The sequence below is a fragment of the Scytonema sp. NUACC21 genome, from assembly GCF_054684315.1.
Genome location: NZ_BAAFZH010000092.1, coordinates 38,734 through 56,673, shown reverse-complemented (window position 1 = coordinate 56,673; position 17,940 = coordinate 38,734). Strand labels below are relative to the sequence as shown.

General features: G+C 41.9%; 15 protein-coding genes and 2 pseudogenes. 8 read left to right on the top strand and 9 right to left on the bottom strand.

Going from position 1 to position 17,940, the window contains the following annotated elements; translation table 11 throughout:
* Positions 1 to 2: 2 nt before the first annotated feature.
* The 5 genes and pseudogenes from ACYRY3_RS25425 to ACYRY3_RS25405 all read right to left on the bottom strand — a co-directional run.
* A complete protein-coding gene (locus ACYRY3_RS25425; RefSeq protein WP_460204412.1) occupies positions 3 to 821 on the bottom strand; it encodes a hypothetical protein in 819 nt (272 codons plus the stop codon).
* Positions 822 to 869: 48 nt separating this feature from the next.
* A complete protein-coding gene (locus ACYRY3_RS25420; protein ID WP_460204411.1) occupies positions 870 to 2,042 on the bottom strand; it encodes a baeRF7 domain-containing protein in 1,173 nt (390 codons plus the stop codon).
* Positions 2,043 to 2,221: 179 nt separating this feature from the next.
* On the bottom strand, positions 2,222 to 2,893 hold the full coding sequence (locus tag ACYRY3_RS25415) for a DUF1361 domain-containing protein (protein ID WP_460204410.1): 672 nt from the start codon (positions 2,891 to 2,893) through the stop codon (positions 2,222 to 2,224).
* Positions 2,894 to 3,228: 335 nt separating this feature from the next.
* Entirely contained in the window at positions 3,229 to 4,548 is a 1,320-nt protein-coding gene (locus ACYRY3_RS25410) for a hypothetical protein (RefSeq protein WP_460204409.1), read from the bottom strand.
* A 147-nt stretch (positions 4,549 to 4,695) separates the two neighbouring features.
* A pseudogene (locus tag ACYRY3_RS25405) lies at positions 4,696 to 6,105 on the bottom strand (iron uptake porin); the annotation flags it as partial.
* Here ACYRY3_RS25405 and ACYRY3_RS25400 point away from each other — a divergent pair.
* Positions 6,102 to 6,260: pseudogene (locus ACYRY3_RS25400) on the top strand (photosystem II q(b) protein); the annotation flags it as partial. The pseudogenes ACYRY3_RS25405 and ACYRY3_RS25400 overlap by 4 nt on opposite strands.
* A gap of 100 nt (positions 6,261 to 6,360) precedes the next feature.
* Here the strand turns inward: ACYRY3_RS25400 and ACYRY3_RS25395 are convergent.
* On the bottom strand, positions 6,361 to 7,266 hold the full coding sequence (locus ACYRY3_RS25395; RefSeq protein ID WP_460204408.1) for an aldose epimerase family protein: 906 nt from the start codon (positions 7,264 to 7,266) through the stop codon (positions 6,361 to 6,363).
* Between the two features lie 777 nt (positions 7,267 to 8,043).
* On the opposite strand from ACYRY3_RS25395, the gene ACYRY3_RS25390 reads away from it, so the two are divergent.
* Positions 8,044 to 8,991 (top strand): cyclase family protein, encoded by a 948-nt coding sequence (locus ACYRY3_RS25390; RefSeq protein ID WP_460204407.1) that lies wholly within the window; start codon positions 8,044 to 8,046, stop codon positions 8,989 to 8,991.
* 263 nt (positions 8,992 to 9,254) lie between these two features.
* Here ACYRY3_RS25390 and ACYRY3_RS25385 read toward each other — a convergent pair whose 3' ends face one another.
* The gene (locus ACYRY3_RS25385; protein ID WP_460204406.1) at positions 9,255 to 9,551 is read right to left on the bottom strand and encodes a helix-turn-helix domain-containing protein; all 297 of its coding nucleotides are present in this window, start codon (positions 9,549 to 9,551) and stop codon (positions 9,255 to 9,257) included.
* Between the two features lie 300 nt (positions 9,552 to 9,851).
* Positions 9,852 to 10,385 carry a GNAT family N-acetyltransferase gene (locus tag ACYRY3_RS25380; RefSeq protein ID WP_460204405.1) on the bottom strand — a complete coding sequence of 178 codons (534 nt, stop codon included), beginning with the start codon at positions 10,383 to 10,385 and terminating at the stop codon, positions 9,852 to 9,854.
* Positions 10,386 to 10,792: 407 nt separating this feature from the next.
* On the opposite strand from ACYRY3_RS25380, the gene ACYRY3_RS25375 reads away from it, so the two are divergent.
* The 3 genes from ACYRY3_RS25375 (at position 10,793) to ACYRY3_RS25365 (ending at position 13,295) form a co-directional block, all read left to right on the top strand.
* A complete protein-coding gene (locus ACYRY3_RS25375; RefSeq protein WP_460204404.1) occupies positions 10,793 to 10,951 on the top strand; it encodes a hypothetical protein in 159 nt (52 codons plus the stop codon).
* Positions 10,952 to 11,185: 234 nt separating this feature from the next.
* Positions 11,186 to 11,632, top strand: coding sequence for a tellurite resistance TerB family protein (locus ACYRY3_RS25370; protein WP_460204502.1), 447 nt, complete (start codon positions 11,186 to 11,188; stop codon positions 11,630 to 11,632).
* Between the two features lie 307 nt (positions 11,633 to 11,939).
* The gene (locus ACYRY3_RS25365) at positions 11,940 to 13,295 is read left to right on the top strand and encodes a UDP-N-acetylmuramoyl-tripeptide--D-alanyl-D-alanine ligase (RefSeq protein ID WP_460204403.1); all 1,356 of its coding nucleotides are present in this window, start codon (positions 11,940 to 11,942) and stop codon (positions 13,293 to 13,295) included.
* 287 nt (positions 13,296 to 13,582) lie between these two features.
* Here the strand turns inward: ACYRY3_RS25365 and ACYRY3_RS25360 are convergent, their stop codons facing one another.
* Positions 13,583 to 14,851: a hypothetical protein gene (locus ACYRY3_RS25360; RefSeq protein ID WP_460204402.1), complete on the bottom strand. Its 1,269-nt coding sequence runs from the start codon at positions 14,849 to 14,851 to the stop codon at positions 13,583 to 13,585.
* Between the two features lie 245 nt (positions 14,852 to 15,096).
* Here ACYRY3_RS25360 and ACYRY3_RS25355 point away from each other — a divergent pair, with 245 nt between their 5' ends.
* The 3 genes from ACYRY3_RS25355 to ACYRY3_RS25345 all read left to right on the top strand — a co-directional run bounded on the left by ACYRY3_RS25355 (position 15,097) and on the right by ACYRY3_RS25345 (position 17,824).
* Positions 15,097 to 16,059: an S-layer homology domain-containing protein gene (locus ACYRY3_RS25355; RefSeq protein WP_460204401.1), complete on the top strand. Its 963-nt coding sequence runs from the start codon at positions 15,097 to 15,099 to the stop codon at positions 16,057 to 16,059.
* A 235-nt stretch (positions 16,060 to 16,294) separates the two neighbouring features.
* Positions 16,295 to 17,596, top strand: coding sequence for a YcjF family protein (locus ACYRY3_RS25350; protein ID WP_460204400.1), 1,302 nt, complete (start codon positions 16,295 to 16,297; stop codon positions 17,594 to 17,596).
* A 90-nt stretch (positions 17,597 to 17,686) separates the two neighbouring features.
* Complete coding sequence (locus ACYRY3_RS25345; RefSeq protein ID WP_460204505.1) at positions 17,687 to 17,824, top strand: hypothetical protein; 138 nt, start codon at positions 17,687 to 17,689, stop codon at positions 17,822 to 17,824.
* Positions 17,825 to 17,940 lie beyond the last annotated feature (116 nt).

Below are 17,940 nucleotides of genomic sequence, written 5' to 3'. Positions count from 1 at the left end.
AATTAACGGATATAGCCAGTTTCGCGTAAAAACTTACGTAGGTCAGCAAAGTATTGACTGCGATCGCGTCCTTTATAAGCTTGTCTCACTTGCTTCCAACCGTCTTCACCTTGACCCAACATATACTTATCTGCCAAATAAGCTGCTAAAAATCCTTTACCATCTTCGTATTCTTTACCTTCCTTGAGGTAAAACTGCCATTGTTCGGACGCATGATTTTTAATGATTTTGGGATAGCGACGAGTCACATCAACCATTTTCCCGTTGCGGTACTGGAAAATTTGTACGGGATAACTGGAAGCTGCATAGCTCGTAAAAGCATAGGCAAAGCGATCGTCTCGACTTTCAAACTCTGGCAATCCGTCCTTGTCTAAATCATTCAGTTGATAACCGCCATTTCCCCAGGCATGATTAATGTTGACGTACTGCTGCCGAGATTTGTCAAAGCGGTAAATCAAAGAGTATGTACAACAGTGTGCGCCACCTGTGAAGAAATCAGCAATAACTTCTGGTTCTTTATCTCCGTCTAAGTCTACTATAGGCAGTTTATTTTCTTCGGTGACTGCAGCCAAAGGTCTGTCATAATCATTATCTGCTGCGAGGGGCTTGCGATTGAAAACTGTTTTGCCTGCACGAGTAATCTTTAAACGAACATTTTTATACTGATAATTCTGTATTTTTTCGTAGGATATTTCTGCCCGGACATTACCCGATTGTCCGCTTATAGTTTCTGCCGTGGCAGGTTGAGGAATCACCGCTGCCACGGTTAAAAGCGCTAAAGCAATAAGAGAGTTCCAAATTGGAGAACAGGTAGCGTTCATTTTCAGTGTTGTATATAGCCCGTTTTACTTTATACAACACTTAAGAGATTAATATCGGAAAATTGCTGCCACAGGTGTGCTAAAGGGGATTTGTTCCGAGGCAATAGTGTAAACTGTCCCACCGTTAAGCAAAGTGTAGGCGGCGGCAAAATCCAATAGATCGTCATCGCCTGTTTCTTCTTCTTGATGTAACATAACTGTATCGGAGGAAGGGTCAAACAGTCCCCATTGCTCCCGGTTGGCTGCAACTATTAAAGAATCAATTCTTTGGTAATAAGCTGCGGGGATGATTTCTTTGAGGTCGTTGGATGCTGTGCCAGTGTTGGAACCATAGAGCATATTAAATCTTTCCACAACCTCTTGCTGTGACTTGTAAAACAGAGGCTCAACAATAGGCCAAGCCCGTTCGTGCAGCTCCTCTGCGGTTAGAATTTCTTGATTCCCAGAGATACCATCTTCTATTAAATGTTGGTAAGTGTTTGCATCTCTGTACAATGGCATTAAGTACTCTACCCCAGCCAGCATTAAAGGCGCTGTTTGGTTTCGCAGTTTCTCTTCCAATGCGTCATTAACTGCATGGAAGAATTGCAGGATGCTTTCCTGATGCTTATCCCTGTCAGGGCTACCCTGCCCGTGAAACGATCCGGGCTGTTGAAAAGAATTGGCGGTTCCCCCTTTTGATGTTGCAATGCGGAACTGACCGTCTTGGGCAGTCTCGTCGTAGTTGAGGGCTTCGTCTAAGCTCTTAGGCATATTTTCTACTTCTACCTCTTGGAGACCGTAGCGATCGCCCTCAAAGAACCGAATATCTTTTTGACTCAAAGCCAAGAGGTAATAGCGTCCATCACCATTTAAAATTGGTAGCAGTGGCTTAATATGAAATCTGTCTGTTACTACAACCAATTCATCAAATTCTAGAGGCAAAGTATAGTAGCGAAAAACGTCATGAGAAATGAAAACCGCCAGTCCTTGGTCTCCTATTTGTTCCCAGAAATCTGTCCGGTCTAGTGAATGGGCTTGTGCTAGTAATGCCACAGCATCATTATGGTTAATACCAGCATCAATTAAGCGAGCTTCAGCATCTTTTACTAAATTCTTAAACCGGATAGAGTTTTGTCTAACTTCTGGTCCGGCTGTTTGCATTGGCATATAAATTGAAACTGAATTTTGTCTCGGCTGTTCTAGTAATGTCTTTATTTCCTCTCTAGAAATTAATGTCATGTTATATACCTCCTAAGAATGTGAGTAAACATCCCAAATTAGACTGTTGAAACACCAACGGTTTAATGGGATGCTTTCCCAGATTGCTCGATCTTGATTTATTTCACGTCAAAGAAGGTAAAGTTTCATCTTTCTTATGGCAGGCAATATGGTACAAGACTTTTGGCAAAAAGTCTTATTTATCCAACATTAGGTGTGTTTGGATTAATTTGTTTTGAGGTAATGCCTATTTCACTCTTTGCTTGCCTGACAAAACCCAAAGTCACTCGTTTCATAATCCAGTGTAAACCTGCAAGTATGCCAAAAGTAATAGCAATAATGACTAGAGGCTGTTTACCAAGAATTTCTTCTATACCCCTGGTAAGCACTGTATCCAATTGAGTCACAAAATCCCAACTATTAAAACGTAAAAATCTTCCCCAATAAACACCAATAGCACAGAGAGCATGAGTAATCATCTCAACCCATAAAATCCATTGGCTTTTACCTATCCGATGTAAGTAGTAACCTAGGTTAATTAACGATATTACGTAAGCTTCAAATCCTGCTAGGATTACTACTACATACAATGGGATAAGTACAAGGGTTATCATCCACACTGACTGAATCTTACGGATATCATCTATCAGGTGAATGATATCAGTTAACAAATAAGGTGCGTTTGGTAAAAAAGCAACGAAAACTGCGAATCCCAGCCACCAAACCCAAGACCGTCCCCGCTTGATGCGAAACAGCCAAACACTCAGTGCTAGTGGTATAAAAGCTAGAAATAAATTCCAAGTCATCCAATGCATATTGATTTGCAGGACTTGTATCACTCTAGCTATCAATTCAATCAATTCCTCTTTCATAGCTGCTTCCCCAGAAAACGTGTAAATGATTCAGCTCACCCTGTGTATTTTTAAGCTAGCTGATTCCCTAATGAAACGTCATTAGGTAGTTGAGAATAGTGGTAGCTACATAATTTAATTCAGTAGTGTCTGTTGCCACACACCAAGCTTTTCATTGCAGTATGCACCTCCTACCTAAATTAGCTGAATCATTAGTAGAGCTAGGATAGAAATAGGGGCAACTCTACCATATAGCAATTTGCCGTTTGGAATGTTGCCCTTGCGTTAGATATTACATACACTTCATCACAACTTAATCCAGTTCCAGAAACTTTCTACAAAGGAAAATAGGATTGTTAGCGCAGCAATACTCGACTGCGGGGACCAATCAATTGCTTGCGTACAGGTGTTCTGGTACGGCATTGAGCTGATTGTTTGGCATAGTCTTTTGAACATAGGTCTGAAGCAATGCTAGAAGAGTTGTTCGGAGTGATGTTTAAGGAAGTGCCATTACTGAACTCTACCTCTGACAAAGTATAAGGTGATGGAGAATTAGACTCAGTTGCATCTGTAGTAGGTGTTGGTAAAGATGCCACACTGCTGTTATCAGCAATGGGTGTGGGAGCAGGTGTACTATCAGTGCTCGTTGTTGGGGAGGTAGTCGGATTAGCGTCACTAGTGAATGGTGTTGTAGGTGGGGTGGGATTGCTGATTGGTGTTGTAGGTGGTGGCGTTGGGGTGGGATTGCTGATTGGTGGAGGTGGTGGAGGAGGTGGTGGCGTTGGGGTGGGATTGCTGATTGGTGGAGGTGGTGGTGGAGGTGGTGGCGTTGGGGTGGTACTACCACCTCCAGAAGAGATAGGTATTGCATTTTCAGGTACTTTAATCGTCAGTCTAACCAAAGGGCTATCGGTCATTTTTAACGACGTAACTGTTGGTGAACCTGGAAGATCGGATTTGAAATCAAAAACTGTAGGGCTGTCGCCACCATTGCTATCGCTATATCGCGGTCCTTGTCCGTTGACTTCAAAAGTACCTTGATACTGCTGTCCTGTTTTTGGATCGGTCACAATACCAGTGTAAAAAGCTTTTGTCAGTCCAAACTCGTCTTGGACAACACCTTGAAATTTTGTTCCTGGTATTATGCCTTGGTACTTATAGGATTCTAACTGTCCACCTGATAGTGCAGGTGAAGAGAGAACGCCATCTAATGAGATGACAGGAATTCCTTTAAAGTCAACGTAATAGCTCAGGCTGCCATCGGCACGAGTGCGTACACGAACATAATCAGAGGTGTATACGTGAACAAAATTAGGATTCTGTTTAGTACCTATATTTCGCATATAGGTGCCATTAGAGTCAGTATCTACAGTAGTTATCCGACCGTTGTAGTTGGGATTAAAGCTAGGAAGTTGAATAGTTCCTGATAGTGTCCCAGTGCTTTGAATTACTAATTGAGCTGTAGCCCTAGAAGCGCCGATACCAATAATGGCTACTGCTAGACTACAACTGCTTGCAAAGACACAACCCAAATTAAAGGAATTTTGATTTTTGGTTTTTGAACCGCAACCTGTAGCACGTAAACGGGGATAAACATTGGTTTGCTCTCCGTGAATTTGCTTATATATGCGGTTATATTTTTGAATTAAGTCTTGTTCAGACGCAAGAAATCGCATTTGAATTGTGTTCCTAGATTAAAAAGTAACGAGAAACACGTCTGTTTGTATGGATTGTACTAGAACCACCCTTAATGCCCGTTTATTTAAAGCTGATTGTTTGCGTATGCAATGAATGCATCTGATTAAATTTACACAAGTAAGATATTAAAACCGGAAAGTTGCTCTAACTGTTCCAATAACCAAGGTGTCGTTAGCTGAATTGTGGTCTGGATTGAAAATGAACAGTAAACCAGGCGTAAGAGATAAATTATCATTCAATTGAGCGCGATAAAAAAGTTCTGCGTGGAACGAGGTATCGCTACGTCCACCTGGTGTTCCTCCTTCAGAGAAGTTGGGAAGATTAAATCCATCTGGTAAGGTGCTGGAGGTAATCTTGGGAGGTTGCCCGAACATAATTCCGCCCAAATTACCCTGGCGCAGTAAGTTGGGAAATGCGGCAAATGCCATCCAGTTGGTTGTTTTCACACTTCCCGAAAGTTCTTCCGCATTGGAAAAAGTCCAACCGCCCCAACCACCTAATTGAAAGTTGGGATTGATACGCCATGCCACAGTTGCTCCCACAGCATGGGTATTGAAGGCAACAGGAGGTGCAAAAGGAGAGATTAATTGAGCGTCACCGATACCAGTCCCTAGCAAACCATCAGGGGAGTGAGAGTAAAGGTAGTGCAGACCTACATCAATATTATCTGTAGGTGCAAGGCTCAACTGAGCACCTGCCGTATATCTACCGCCAAACAAGCCGCCTGCTTTGCTATCGCTGGGAAAATTGGGAATTTCTGCGCTGTAGACACCTTGCAAACTGATGCGATCGCTGATTTGCCAGTCAAAACCTATGCCGCCCCTACCATTGCCAATTGCCAAAATGGGGTTGCGCTGACCAAATAAAGAGATAGCTCCTTCACCAGATCCTTCCAAAGGGTTTATACCGCGAAAGGTATTAGCTGGGTTAACACCTGCCGTACCGATAACAATACCAAAGTTCTTAGAAAGCGGAAATCTGTAGGACAACTCATTGAGAACTAAATCTTTGTCTGTATCTAGTTCAAAACCCAAGCGTCCCATATTGGTAAATAGAAATGGTGCGTTAGAGCTTAAGTTACCTGCAGTTAAACCAGTTAAGAGTAAATCCCGTCCTGTAAATGAAGTTGCAAGTGTGAGTTGGACACTACCTGCAAAAGTGAAATTTGTTTGTGCTTTGCGTTCTGTTACACCATCTCTGGGAAACAAATCGACATCAGCTTTGTTTGTTCCTTGCAAGCTAAAAATTGCTTCACCAACCAGTTTGGTTGTAGTGGAAAACTGATTTTCTCCTATTTGCGATGTCTTGTCTTCTAAAGAAGCAACACGCTCTTCTACAGTCTTCAATTCAGCTTGAAATTCAGCTTGCAACTTCTGCAACAGGATTAAATCCTCGTTTGTCAGTGCGTTAGTTGTATTTTTACCAATCAAATCGTTAATTCTTTCCAAGCAAGCTGCTAATCCAGCAGCAAATTCATAACGATTGATGGCGCGATTGCCTTGATAAGTTCCATCAGGATATCCCGCAATACAACCAAGGTCGCGTAATTGGCACCTGGGCGGACATCCTCAACCGCGCTAACTTGGGTATGGAAGTGATGCACGAGCGCAATGCTCACAACTTCCCCCTCGACTTGGCTGCAGTTGAAACTGCTCCTGTTGCAATCAGCGCTCCCGCAATCAACGGTTAATAAATATATCCAGATGCGATATATCGCGTCTCCTTAAACAAAAGCGTCCTCCTAAAGGGGGGCGCTTTTTAATTTTAATTTTCCAAAATTTTTCCAAAACTTAAAACCGCTGCAACTCAACGGTTAAAGTACGGAGTTGCGATGATTGGGGTGGTAGCAGTGCTGAAGTCCCATTACGACAAGCAATTTCCAAATCGTAAGGGATATTTGTACAAGGTTCAAGTACAAGTACGTAATGATTCCGCCAACCACCGTAACTGGCAAACACCCAAACGTAAGGAAAATCAGCAGTGTCAAAACTCATAAGCAAAGCAGATGCCGAGCGTAGATTGCGGATGCCGCACTGACCTACAGCCAATTGAGAACTATAAAAAAACTCCTGCAGCTGTGACGAAGGAGGTAGAACACGCTGTACTTCAACTTCACGTCCATCGGCTGCAAAAGCTTTGGGAAAGGGAGTTTTCGCCTGACGACCAATGATTTTACTAAATTCGAGAACTGCTGGCTCAATTGTGCAATCTGGGAGTAGAATTTCATCCCCCGCTTCAATGGCTATAGCTGTATGTTGTTTAAACAAAAACGGAATCGTCTCTTCCGACTGATTTTTAAACAAATACTCTACCTTCAATTTTGCCCGATCTTCATCCAGTACAATAGTTTTTTCCACCCGCACTGGTACTGTTCGACAAGCAAGCGCCATCTTGACACTTACCTCAGACTTTTCCACCAATTCCCAAGCTTGCGACCACAATTCGCCGTGATCGACCAATTGCCAATTCTGGAAAACACCCGCCGCATCATTAGGAAAAATTTCATCCCATCCACCAGTCCAATTGTCATCAAATGATGCACCTACCGCAAGCTGTCGGGAGTATTTTGGATCGTAATCCTTTGGATGCCACAACCACGCTTGTCCTGTTTTCAGGTCTTGCAGTTGGTCGATCCGACCACCAAGGTCGGGTCGAACGGACAGTTGAATTTCAGTATTTTTCAGCGTAATTATCATTCTTACACCGGGGATCGCTGTTTTATTGCCAATAGACTCAGGAATTCTACAATTCTGGGGAAATACGTGCTTCTACCATCCGAATTAACCTGAGGTACTCCTACACGGTAGAACTTATCCCAATTTGCCCGCATCACTTTTCTAAGGAATTGGTATGGAGCATCGGTCATGAGGGACAGAAAAAGAGTTGTTCAATTTAGACACTGTGACCTCATTGAATAAATTGCTTGGGAAAACCAAAGGATTTAAATCAGCAGGAAAAATGAAAAATTCTAACCCATAGAGGAGTCCTTGATGGTATAGCGAGATAGCTTCTACCAAGCATGAAAACATAATTGGAGTCCACAAGCACAATCTGCTGCTGTAAAAGTAGACAACGACGCGGCTCGTTGCGTACCCACACTGCGGGAGAGGAGTTTGCCAAGGTGAAACCATACTAAGTGAGGCTCATCTGTCCAAAGGAAGAAAAGGTGTTATCTATCATTTGACTTATACATACAAGTAATAACAACTACCTTGAGCTAGTTGCTTATATTCTAAAAATAAGAACAGTTACCAGAATCACAAGAGAATGAGCTTTAGTGAAAATACAGAAAGCTCAAAAAAGGAGTATATCGCTCGGTGCCAATTTTAGAAAAATACGGTTTTAGATACGTTGTAACATTACTAATAAATAGCGGCATTATTCGTTCAGAGGGTTTGATGAGATAGCCCAGAATTTTTGAGAAGCTCAAATAATATCGCTAGAAATTTAATTGGTAAAATAATATCAAAACGATGAAGAAAATCTTTTTAACCCTTGTTGTTGCTGCTGCCGTACTTATTGTTGTAGTATCTATTCCTCCTCAAGCAACAAGTCAAACACCAACTCTTTGGAGTATCTATGAGAGTACTTTGAAGACCGCAAAATACGTTGACCTTACTCATGCGTTTAATCCAACTATCCCTGTATGGTCTGGTTTTAAGAAAGCTAAATTTAAACCAACTGTAGCTGGAACAGACACACCAAACTACATCAAAACGGGGCAAGAGTATACTTACAAAATTCATGGATTTATTGCTACTGCTTACGAACTTCCTACCGACCAATATGGAACACAACTCGATCCCCCAGCTCACTGGAACGAGTATGGTGCAACTATTAGCGACATTCCTGCGACGTATGCCGTTAGACCGTTAGCCGTCATTGACATCCATAAAAAAGTGGCAGTAGAACCGGGTTATCATGCAACTGTTGAGGATATTCTTGCTTGGGAGAAAAAACACGGTAAAATCCCCCAAGGTTCAGTGGTGATGATTCGTTCCGACTGGTATAAGAAGTGGTCTAATGTTGAACGATTCAATCAAAAGCCCTTTCCTGGAATCACTCTAGATGCTCTCAAGTTTTTACATTTACAACGCAATATTCTATTTCACGGTCATGAACCTTTAGACACGGACACAACGCCAACTTTAGAAGGGGAAGCATGGCTCCTACGCAATCACTATACCCAAGCCGAAGGTGTTGCTAATCTGGATCGAGTGCCAGAAGCTGGTGCTCTAGTTGCCATCGGTTTTGCCAAGCCAGAAGGAGGCACAGGGGGATTTGCTCGTTATATTGCGATTTGTCCATCTAACTGGCCATATGGTGTATCTATTATTGAAGCTCCTGGTGCTCCTTTGCCAAAACAACCCTATCGACTTCAACGCGATGCCAATGGCGTCCTGAAACCAACTCAGTCATAGTACTGAGCATTGGGTCATAACTGAGCCAAAAAACTATCTAACCTGGATGCACTCACAGCTTCCCAAAACAGACAACTGTGGTGTTGTACTTGATACACATCTTCTCGTACTTCTTTAAAATCGATGACTTTACCAGTTTTTTTCGCCTCACGGAGTTTTTTTACTTCTATCGGAGTTATAGAAGGCGATCGCGGGCTTCCTGGCAGGAGTACGATTGCCTTTTATTTTTATCTTTATTATATTACTGCTTATGGCGATATAACTCAAGCAAGAGATGTAATAATTTTTGCTGAGTTAAAGAAGTCGATAATGTCTGTCCCCAATGCAGTACAAAGTATATTGACGACTTCGACGGAGACGGTTAGCGTGTCACTTTTTAAACGTTTTGTAAACAAATGTGGCTGCTCTAATTGTTGAATGTATTGATGAGTCACCTTTAAACCTAATTCTTCGGTTTTTTGTTCCAGTACGCGGCGAGACATTTTACCTCGCAAGCTTAGAAGTTTTTGAGCTTGAGTATCAGTCCATCTCAGTGTAGCAATGTGCTCAATGTTTATCACAGTCACCTCTTTTCTACTGTTGAAACTTGACATTATGTTCTTTTCCATTTTATTGCTACGAGCAGTAGTAAGTAGTAATAAGGTAGCCCATGTTTACATGGCCGCGATAGCTTCCTTGCTAGCAAGGCAGGTTAATAGGGAACATTGCCAGATACGTTTGAGCGCCTTCATTGCACCTAGAGTTTTTAGAAATTTTTGGGAAATATACCGATGGATTATTTTATATAAGTTCGCTGACTCATAGCATCACTTTAACCACGGATTAACATTGATGTTACCTGCTTGCAAACCACCAAGATTTTACTTATGAATTCTATACTCTACTATATTTAAAACTCTTCCGCTTAAATTTGTTTTATCATACTCTCTAAAAATTTGACCACCAAGTGTTTCTGGTATTTTACGACTTGGTATATTTGCTTTATCAACATCATAGGTGAGATATTCGTAATCTAAATTGTCATCAGCCCATTTCTTAAGTGCCGCAATAGTCTCCAATCCATAGCCATTACCTTGGGCATTTTTCTTCAGCCAAATACCGATTCCTAACTCTTTACTATTGATATTACTATTGATATTGTGAATCCCAGTACATCCTAAGAATTCTTGAGAATCTTTTTTAAGAATCATAAGTGTGAGGGTATTGCCGTTTTTGATTTCGCTAAGTGATTGGTTGATAAATTCTTCTGTTTCTGTAATATCTTCTGGTGCGCGTGCATACATATAGGTAGTAATTTCTGGAGTAAATTCTCTAAAAATTTCTTCTTTAAATTTCAAGGAGATAGGTAACAATAAAAGACGATTTGTAGATATTTTTACTTGAAAAAGTTCCATAGTCTGTAATTCTCTTGATATAAGTGACATACTTTACCAATTAAAGCAATATCCTTGCGTAGCTTTAGATTGAGGTATTCTCAATCTCATACAAAAATTCTTTATTTTACTTTACAAAGCCCCATAGCTGACATCTTGCAGCTTCTCAATAAGGCAACGGTGGGCTGTGCCCATCCTACGAAACAATCAGCTTTTTAGCCTATGATTTTCGATTGGGAGAGGGTGGTGCAAGATATGAGGTAGAAAAAGTTTATCCGAACTTCAAAAAGAAAAAATCTCAGCATCTTCATCAAGGAGCTAAAGTTTTGTTAAGATGCATATGCTAGTATTTCGTCGCCGAAAAACGTTAATCAGGGTGTGAAGAAACATATGAGTACTAGCACCATCGAGTTCAAAAGATCAGACCAATGAGCAGCTACATTTTATTTGACGATGCCCTTCGGATACTTGTAAACGCCTTCTTGGCTTCGGTACTGCTACTTATTGCTTTTTCTGGCATAGGTTTGGCAGTTATCGAAACCATTGAAAAAACAAATCCCCGCGTAGACGCAAAGCGCCTTCACTAGAGGCAGCATCTCTACCAACGCTTGTTACCAAAGGGCTTTCCCTGTGGTAAAAGTTCCACTCACTCCACGCTAAAAGTTGGCTTTTTGTCAAGAACCATTGAGTGCAGGTGTTCGTTTGAAAGAAATCTTGGGAACACTAAGGCATAAAAGTCTCATAGCGCTGCACCCTTGCCCGACACTGACCCAGACACGGGTAAAGGCACCGCTACTGAGGCACCAACTATGGAGAAAACAATGGGTCTGTTTGACAAAGTGTTTGGCACACAAAGCCAGGTTTACGAAGCACTCACTCCACCGGAAGCTTTTGCTGCTATTACTCTAGCTGCAACTGCCTCAGACGGGTACCTCTCTGATGAAGAAGCTCGCAGTATTTCTGCTGCCTTGTCTCGCATGAAACTTTTCAGAAGTTATCCGAGTGATGCGATCGACAGGATGTTTGATAAACTTCTTGGTATTCTGAAACGGGAAGGTTTAGATGCTTTGTTTAACTTAGCAAAGGAGTCCTTACCCTACGACTTGCGGGAAGCAGCTTTTGCCGTAGCCTCAGATTTAGTGCTAGCTGACGGCATCGTGACACGAGAAGAGCAGGGCTTCTTAAACGACCTTTATTATGCTTTGGATATTTCTAGTGACATTGCTACCCAGATTGTAGAAGTCATGGTAATTAAGAACAGGGGCTAGTGCTTTTCTATCATTCAAAATTTTCTAATATAGTGAACGTCTGGAGCAGGTCACTTTTTTCCTCACGCTCCTACAGCCAAAATTTCTTATGAGATTAGGTTCAATAAACTCTTATACATTAGGTCTTGCCAAAGGAGTTTATCCTCTTTTGGCTTAATTTTGATAAATGTTTTCATTCTACATAAAGTGTCAATATTTCCGGGCTGTTCCGAATAACTTAGAACAGTATTAACATTTAAGGAACCTTAAATTCGCCCCACTTGCGGACGAGGTGTTCCCTGAGTCACGAATATTAAAATTTAAAATTATGCCTTTTTCTGTAATCTTGAGCCAACTCGTTAAAATTCTTTCTGCCCAAACTATAAATTTATCTGAAGCTGCACTCGCACAATTGAGCAGTGGTATACAAACGGATAGCCGTCTTCTCAAGCCAGGTGAAGTGTTTCTGGCTTTACGTGGTGAGAAGTTTGATGGACACGATTTTATCCAGATGGCTGTAGACAATGGTGCTTTGGCAGCCATAGTCGATTTTAAATATGAGAATGCTGAATTCCCTGTTTTACAAGTCAGAGATACGCTAGAAGCTTATCAGAAAATTGGTAGATGGTGGCGAGACCAGTTTCAGATTCCAGTCATCGGGGTAACGGGTTCTGTGGGTAAGACCACAACAAAGGAACTCATCGCTGCCGTTTTGGCAACCCAAGGAAAAGTTCTGAAAACCTATGGCAATTACAATAATGAAATTGGCGTACCGAAAACTCTCCTACAACTGAGTGCAGAACATGATTTTGCCGTCATTGAAATGGCGATGCGGGGAAAAGGACAAATTGCAGAACTGACAGACATTGCCAACCCAACCATAGGCGTGATTACTAATGTAGGAACGGCACACATTGAGCTTTTGGGTTCTGAAGAAGCCATTGCTCAGGCAAAATGCGAGTTACTAGCCCAAATGCCAAAGGATAGTGTGGCAATTCTCAATCATGACTGTCCGCTCTTAATTGAAACAGCAGCAAAAGTATGGCAAGGGAAAGTTTTGACCTATGGTTTGTCTGGTGGTGATATCCACGGAAGAATGATTGATAGCGAAACTTTGGAAGTTTCTGGGATGCAATTGCGTTTACCCCTGGCTGGACGTCATAATGCAACTAACTTTATGGCTGCTTTGGCAGTTGCACAAGTCCTGGGTATTGATTGGTCGTTTTTAGAAGCAGGTGTGATGGTGGATATGCCAGGCGGACGATCGCAGCGTTTTACTTTGTCCAGTGATGTGGTTATTTTGGACGAAACTTATAATGCTGCACCAGAAGCCATGATGGCAGCATTGAATTTACTGGCAGAAACACCAGGTCGGCGACGTATTGCCGTACTCGGTGCTATGAAAGAATTGGGAGAGCGATCGCACCAGATCCATCAGAAAGTGGGGGAGACAGTGCGAAAATTAAACTTAGACGCTTTGTTGGTATTGGTTGACAGTAAAGATGCCGAAACCATAGCAAAGAGTGCAGAAGGTGTACCCTATGAATGCTTTGCCACTCATGGAGATTTGGTTGCTAGGTTAAAGACTTTTGTGCAAGAGGGCGATCGAATTCTTTTCAAAGCAGCACATTCTGTTGGATTGGATAAAGTTGTCAGTCAATTCCGTACCGAATTCAGTGGTTGAACTAAGTAGGTCGGTATGAAAAAAGTTAACTGGTTTTGGTCGTCCTTAGTCATTCGTCATTTGTCATTAGTAAGGCTTTTCAGGGGGCTTACATTTTGTAATATAGTTTTGTCTATTCCCAGCCGCCTACTTAGTTCGTAATTGAATGGATTGCTGTAGTGATAGTTCTTGTGGTGTGGGCATTTGTGGGGCGGGCGTCTCGCCCGTTCTATCAAACACCATATTGGTGGGCACTGCCCACCCTACAAATGACAAATGACAAATGACCAATGACAAATGACAAATTTTCACTTTTTAACCAAAATATACGCTGTAGCATATTCAGGTAGCTGTCGAATATAGCGATTGAATTCTGCTTTATTTTGGAAAACGCCTGCTAAGAAATCCAGTTGATAAAGATTGGGTAGAAATGCTCCTCCTGTATCTGCAATAATACCGAGTTTCAAGTGTTTGCGTCCACCTTTTGTATATTCAAGAACAACAACTTTACCCAAACCAACATTTAAGACATCTCCAGCAAAAGTCACTCCGGGAGAAATAGAAATTTTGGCATCTATCTTATATCCATAACCTTTAATAGCATCAACTTCTCGAAAATACCAGTAACGCTTTTGTGCTCTTGGGGATATAGAGCGAACATAAGGTATTCCATTGTTTCTGTCTACATTAAAAAGTGCCTCGGAACCATCAGTAAATTTAATCAGTATTGTCCCTTCCATAAGAGCTTCTTCTAAACCCTCTCTAGTCAGGTAAGCAAGAGGTTCAACTTTCCCAAATTCTTTACCACCGGGTTCATAAATACCTGATAAAACATCTTGTTTAGTATATCTAGTATAAAAAGACTCAGTGTTTGAGATATCTTTTAAACTATAAATTGCTGTGTTAAAAGTAGAAGTTTTCTTTCGAGAGCCGGGATGAATAAAAACAGCATATTTTGTGAGACGCAGTTGTTTTTGTCCGGGATTGGCTGGATTATAAGCAGACCATTTTACAACCCGGAAATGAGTGTTGATAAAATTAGGGTCTTGTAAACGAGTGACTCGCTGGTTGGCAATATCCTCCTGTAGGACAGAAATCATAAAATCCAAGGTGTTGAGAACCTCTTGTACGGTCACGCCTTGAGTTCCTGGCAATCCTGTTCGTTGAACATTTGGATCTTCAGCAGCATAGTCGTCAAAATACTTTCTAGTATTTGAGAGAGTTGTTAATAAATCGGCTTGATTAAAATCAACTTTAACAGTAGGTAGTTTTCCCCGTGTCAGAACGCGATCGCCAGAAACCTTAAATTTATTCTTTTGCAATTCGTCAATAACTTGATAGGACGTTGATGTTAATGTTGGCTCCGTTTTTGAAGGAGTGTTTTGCTTACCTCTGCCATCAAGTGTTGGCTGAACAAGAAAATTGCTGTGGAATGAAGAGAATTTGTGTGTAACTGATTGTTGAGCTATGTATTGAGATTTTGACTGACCATATACATAACTACCTACTAACCCAACAAGTAGTGAGGCAGTAAAAGCTAATATGAGACGCAGTGTTCTGTTGGATGGTATACGCATATCTTCGAGAATCAATTTCTACTATCAATGATAGGCTGTCACATATCTTATCGTCTCCAACCACATGGGGCTCAAATTTCTTTTAGCAATGATAGAAAGGAATTGGCAAAGATAGCTGCCCGTACAAATAATATCGTGAACTCAGAGTGAATTGGTCAAGTGCCCTATATCGTCAGGTGGATAAATCAATGAGTTAATTTCATTACTATTACTAGTACAGACAGATGAATTCAGGGGCACTTTTAATGAATGGATTTATTCGGTTATTCTCATTTCTTGTATCCTTGCCAACTTTATGTTTGCTCTTTCTGACCGATGTGCCGAAAGAAACTTATGCCCAAAATTCAGCGCCAACAATTTTTCCTGATGTAAAACCCAATTACTGGGCACAACCATTTATTCAAGGCTTAGCGGAGAAAAAAATTGTAGCTGGTTATCCTGATGGCACATTTCGACCAGAACAAACAGTAAATCGTGATGAATTTGCTGCAATGCTCAGTAAAGCTTTTGACCAACCACCAGTTCGGCAAATTTCTAGCGGCTCGGCTTATAAAGATATACCAGAAGGTTATTGGGCTGCTCCTCCTATAGAAGATGCTTACGAACAAGGATTTATGACTGGCTATCCTGGTGGTTTGTTTCGTCCCAATCAAAATGTAGCTAAGGTTGATGCAGTAGTTGCCTTATCAAAGGTTGTCAATCCAGCTTCTACAACTGCACAAGCAAAGAGCACACCAGTTGCGACCACACCAGCAACAACACAACAAGCAAGCAGACCGAGAAGGAAGTTTACGATGTTACCATTAGCCATGACTTCTTTGATGCAGCCGTTGTTAGTTGCAAAAGCTAATGCCGCTAATATACTCCCAGCACAACAGCTTGATACAGCTGCTACAGCTTCAAAAACAGGTGATCGCTCAGCCAATTCTAACTCTTCCACCGATGCCATAACTAACTTATACGTAGATGCGGAGCAAATTCCTCAGAACAAAGTAGGTAATGTAGCCAAAGCAACAAAGGCAAATATCGTAGTTAATTATCCAGATCGAAAAGTTTTTAACCCTAATAAACCTGTGACTCGTGGCGAGATGGCTGCATTAGTCTATCAAACAATGGTAGCTCAGGGCAGAATGAAGCCAATTGCTATCAACACGTCCACTTATGACTATATTGTGGATGCTGAAAATAGCGGTCAAAATGCTCAATAAGCAATTTGAGTTCGTCTTTTGTCCTCAGTCATTTGTCATTTGTAAGGCATATTTACATTGGGTTCTGTTGATTACCGCCGATTTACTGAATTTATAACCTTTCCTAAAATTGTGAAGCGGTAAGCGATGGGTTCTTGGCTCATCTACAATAAACAAGTAGGTCTTTTTCTCAAAATTTTAGCGTCCTGGATTTTAAACAGGGTGTTGTCTGAATCTACATACCGTTTTGACGCCAATGACCGACCAACATGATGCTGACTTGCCGTCAGCTGATTCTCAACAGTTAAGGGAACCGACACATGGTAAGGTAACCAACCCCATTGTTGGTTCTTGGAACAAGGCAACAGCACGCTTGATGCAATTCCTACCAGTAGAACAGGTGGCACAAACTGTTGTGAAATGGTTTAGTGTTAGCGAAGCTCAGGTAGCAGAGATTTTAGAGAAAGTTCGAGCAGAACTACCAACAACTGACGCCCTCCTCATTGGCAAGCCCCAAGCAGGAAAAAGTTCAATTGTGCGGGGATTGACGGGAGTTTCTGCGGAAATCGTCGGTCAGGGATTTCGTCCTCACACGCAGCACACGGAACGGTATGCCTATCCTTCTAATGACCTGCCTTTGCTGATTTTTACGGATACGGTGGGATTGGGAGATGTCAAGCAGGAAACTGAGGCGATCGTTCAGGAACTGGTTGGGGATTTACAACAGCAGAGCCGTCGCGCTAGAGTTCTGATTTTGACGGTCAAAATCAATGATTTCGCAACGGATACCCTACGCCAAATCGCTCAGCAATTGCGCCAACAGCATCCAGATATTCCCTGTTTGCTAGCGGTAACCTGCTTGCACGAAGTTTATCCTCTCGATACAGACAATCATCCGTCATATCCACCAGATTATGAGGAAGTGAACCGAGCATTTACTGCAATACAACAAGCTTTTGCAGGGTTGTACGATCGCGCTGTCTTGATTGATTTCACCTTGGAAGAAGACGGTTACACGCCAGTATTTTACGGATTGGAGGCGTTGAGAGATACACTTGCAGACCTACTTCCAGAAGCAGAATCCCGTGCAATTCATCAGTTGTTAGATGAGGACATTGGCAAAGAAATTGGCAATCTTTACCGGGATACGGGGCGTCGTTATATTTTAGTCTTTTCTGTGATGGCAGCTGCGATCGCCGCTGTACCATTGCCCTTTGCTACCTTACCAGTGTTAACAGCTTTACAAGTATCAATGGTAGGTTTGCTGGGGAATTTATACGGGCAAAAATTAACTCCATCCCAAGCAGGCGGTCTTGTGAGTGCGATCGCCAGTGGCTTCCTAGCACGGGCAATTGGACGTGAGCTAATCAAATTTATACCGGGCTTCGGCAGTGTAATAGCCGCTTCCTGGGCATCAGCCTATACCTGGGCGCTAGGTGAAGGTGCTTGCGTGTACTTTGGTGACCTGATGGGAGGTAAGAAACCCGATCCCCAAAAAATTCAATCCGTTATGCAACAGGCATTTCAGGAAGCCAAAGATCGTTTTAAGGCAAAGTAGATTTAAAGAGGTAGGGTGTGAGACGGGCGAGTGAGTTCACTTTCATTGAACAACGCTATAATTTGCTTGAGGTCAAAAAGTAGAAACAGTATGTCTAGCCTTGAACAAATTGAAGCAGCTATTCTATCTCTTCCACAAGATGAATTTCAGCGATTGAGGCAGTGGCTTTTTGACTTGGATTACCAACGTTGGGATGAGCAATTAGAGCAAGACATTGCAGACGGATAAAGAGTAGCCACGCTAGTACAGAAAGGCTAAAGTATGAAGGATAAAGGATGAAATTAAAAGGCTTACACTGTAAGCTTTGGAGCGATTTATAATAGTCGCCTTATTTACGCCGACTT

Coding starts and splice junctions, on each gene's coding strand:
- ACYRY3_RS25425 (WP_460204412.1), bottom strand. CDS start 821: ATGAACGCTACCTGTTCTCCAATTTGGAACTCTCTTATTGCTTTAGCG.
- ACYRY3_RS25345 (WP_460204505.1), top strand. CDS start 17,687: ATGTCTAGCCTTGAACAAATTGAAGCAGCTATTCTATCTCTTCCACAA.
- ACYRY3_RS25365 (WP_460204403.1), top strand. CDS start 11,940: ATGCCTTTTTCTGTAATCTTGAGCCAACTCGTTAAAATTCTTTCTGCC.
- ACYRY3_RS25395 (WP_460204408.1), bottom strand. CDS start 7,266: ATGATAATTACGCTGAAAAATACTGAAATTCAACTGTCCGTTCGACCC.
- ACYRY3_RS25410 (WP_460204409.1), bottom strand. CDS start 4,548: ATGCGATTTCTTGCGTCTGAACAAGACTTAATTCAAAAATATAACCGC.
- ACYRY3_RS25380 (WP_460204405.1), bottom strand. CDS start 10,385: ATGGAACTTTTTCAAGTAAAAATATCTACAAATCGTCTTTTATTGTTA.
- ACYRY3_RS25390 (WP_460204407.1), top strand. CDS start 8,044: ATGAAGAAAATCTTTTTAACCCTTGTTGTTGCTGCTGCCGTACTTATT.
- ACYRY3_RS25415 (WP_460204410.1), bottom strand. CDS start 2,893: ATGAAAGAGGAATTGATTGAATTGATAGCTAGAGTGATACAAGTCCTG.
- ACYRY3_RS25420 (WP_460204411.1), bottom strand. CDS start 2,042: ATGACATTAATTTCTAGAGAGGAAATAAAGACATTACTAGAACAGCCG.
- ACYRY3_RS25370 (WP_460204502.1), top strand. CDS start 11,186: ATGGGTCTGTTTGACAAAGTGTTTGGCACACAAAGCCAGGTTTACGAA.
- ACYRY3_RS25355 (WP_460204401.1), top strand. CDS start 15,097: ATGAATGGATTTATTCGGTTATTCTCATTTCTTGTATCCTTGCCAACT.
- ACYRY3_RS25375 (WP_460204404.1), top strand. CDS start 10,793: ATGAGCAGCTACATTTTATTTGACGATGCCCTTCGGATACTTGTAAAC.
- ACYRY3_RS25350 (WP_460204400.1), top strand. CDS start 16,295: ATGACCGACCAACATGATGCTGACTTGCCGTCAGCTGATTCTCAACAG.
- ACYRY3_RS25360 (WP_460204402.1), bottom strand. CDS start 14,851: ATGCGTATACCATCCAACAGAACACTGCGTCTCATATTAGCTTTTACT.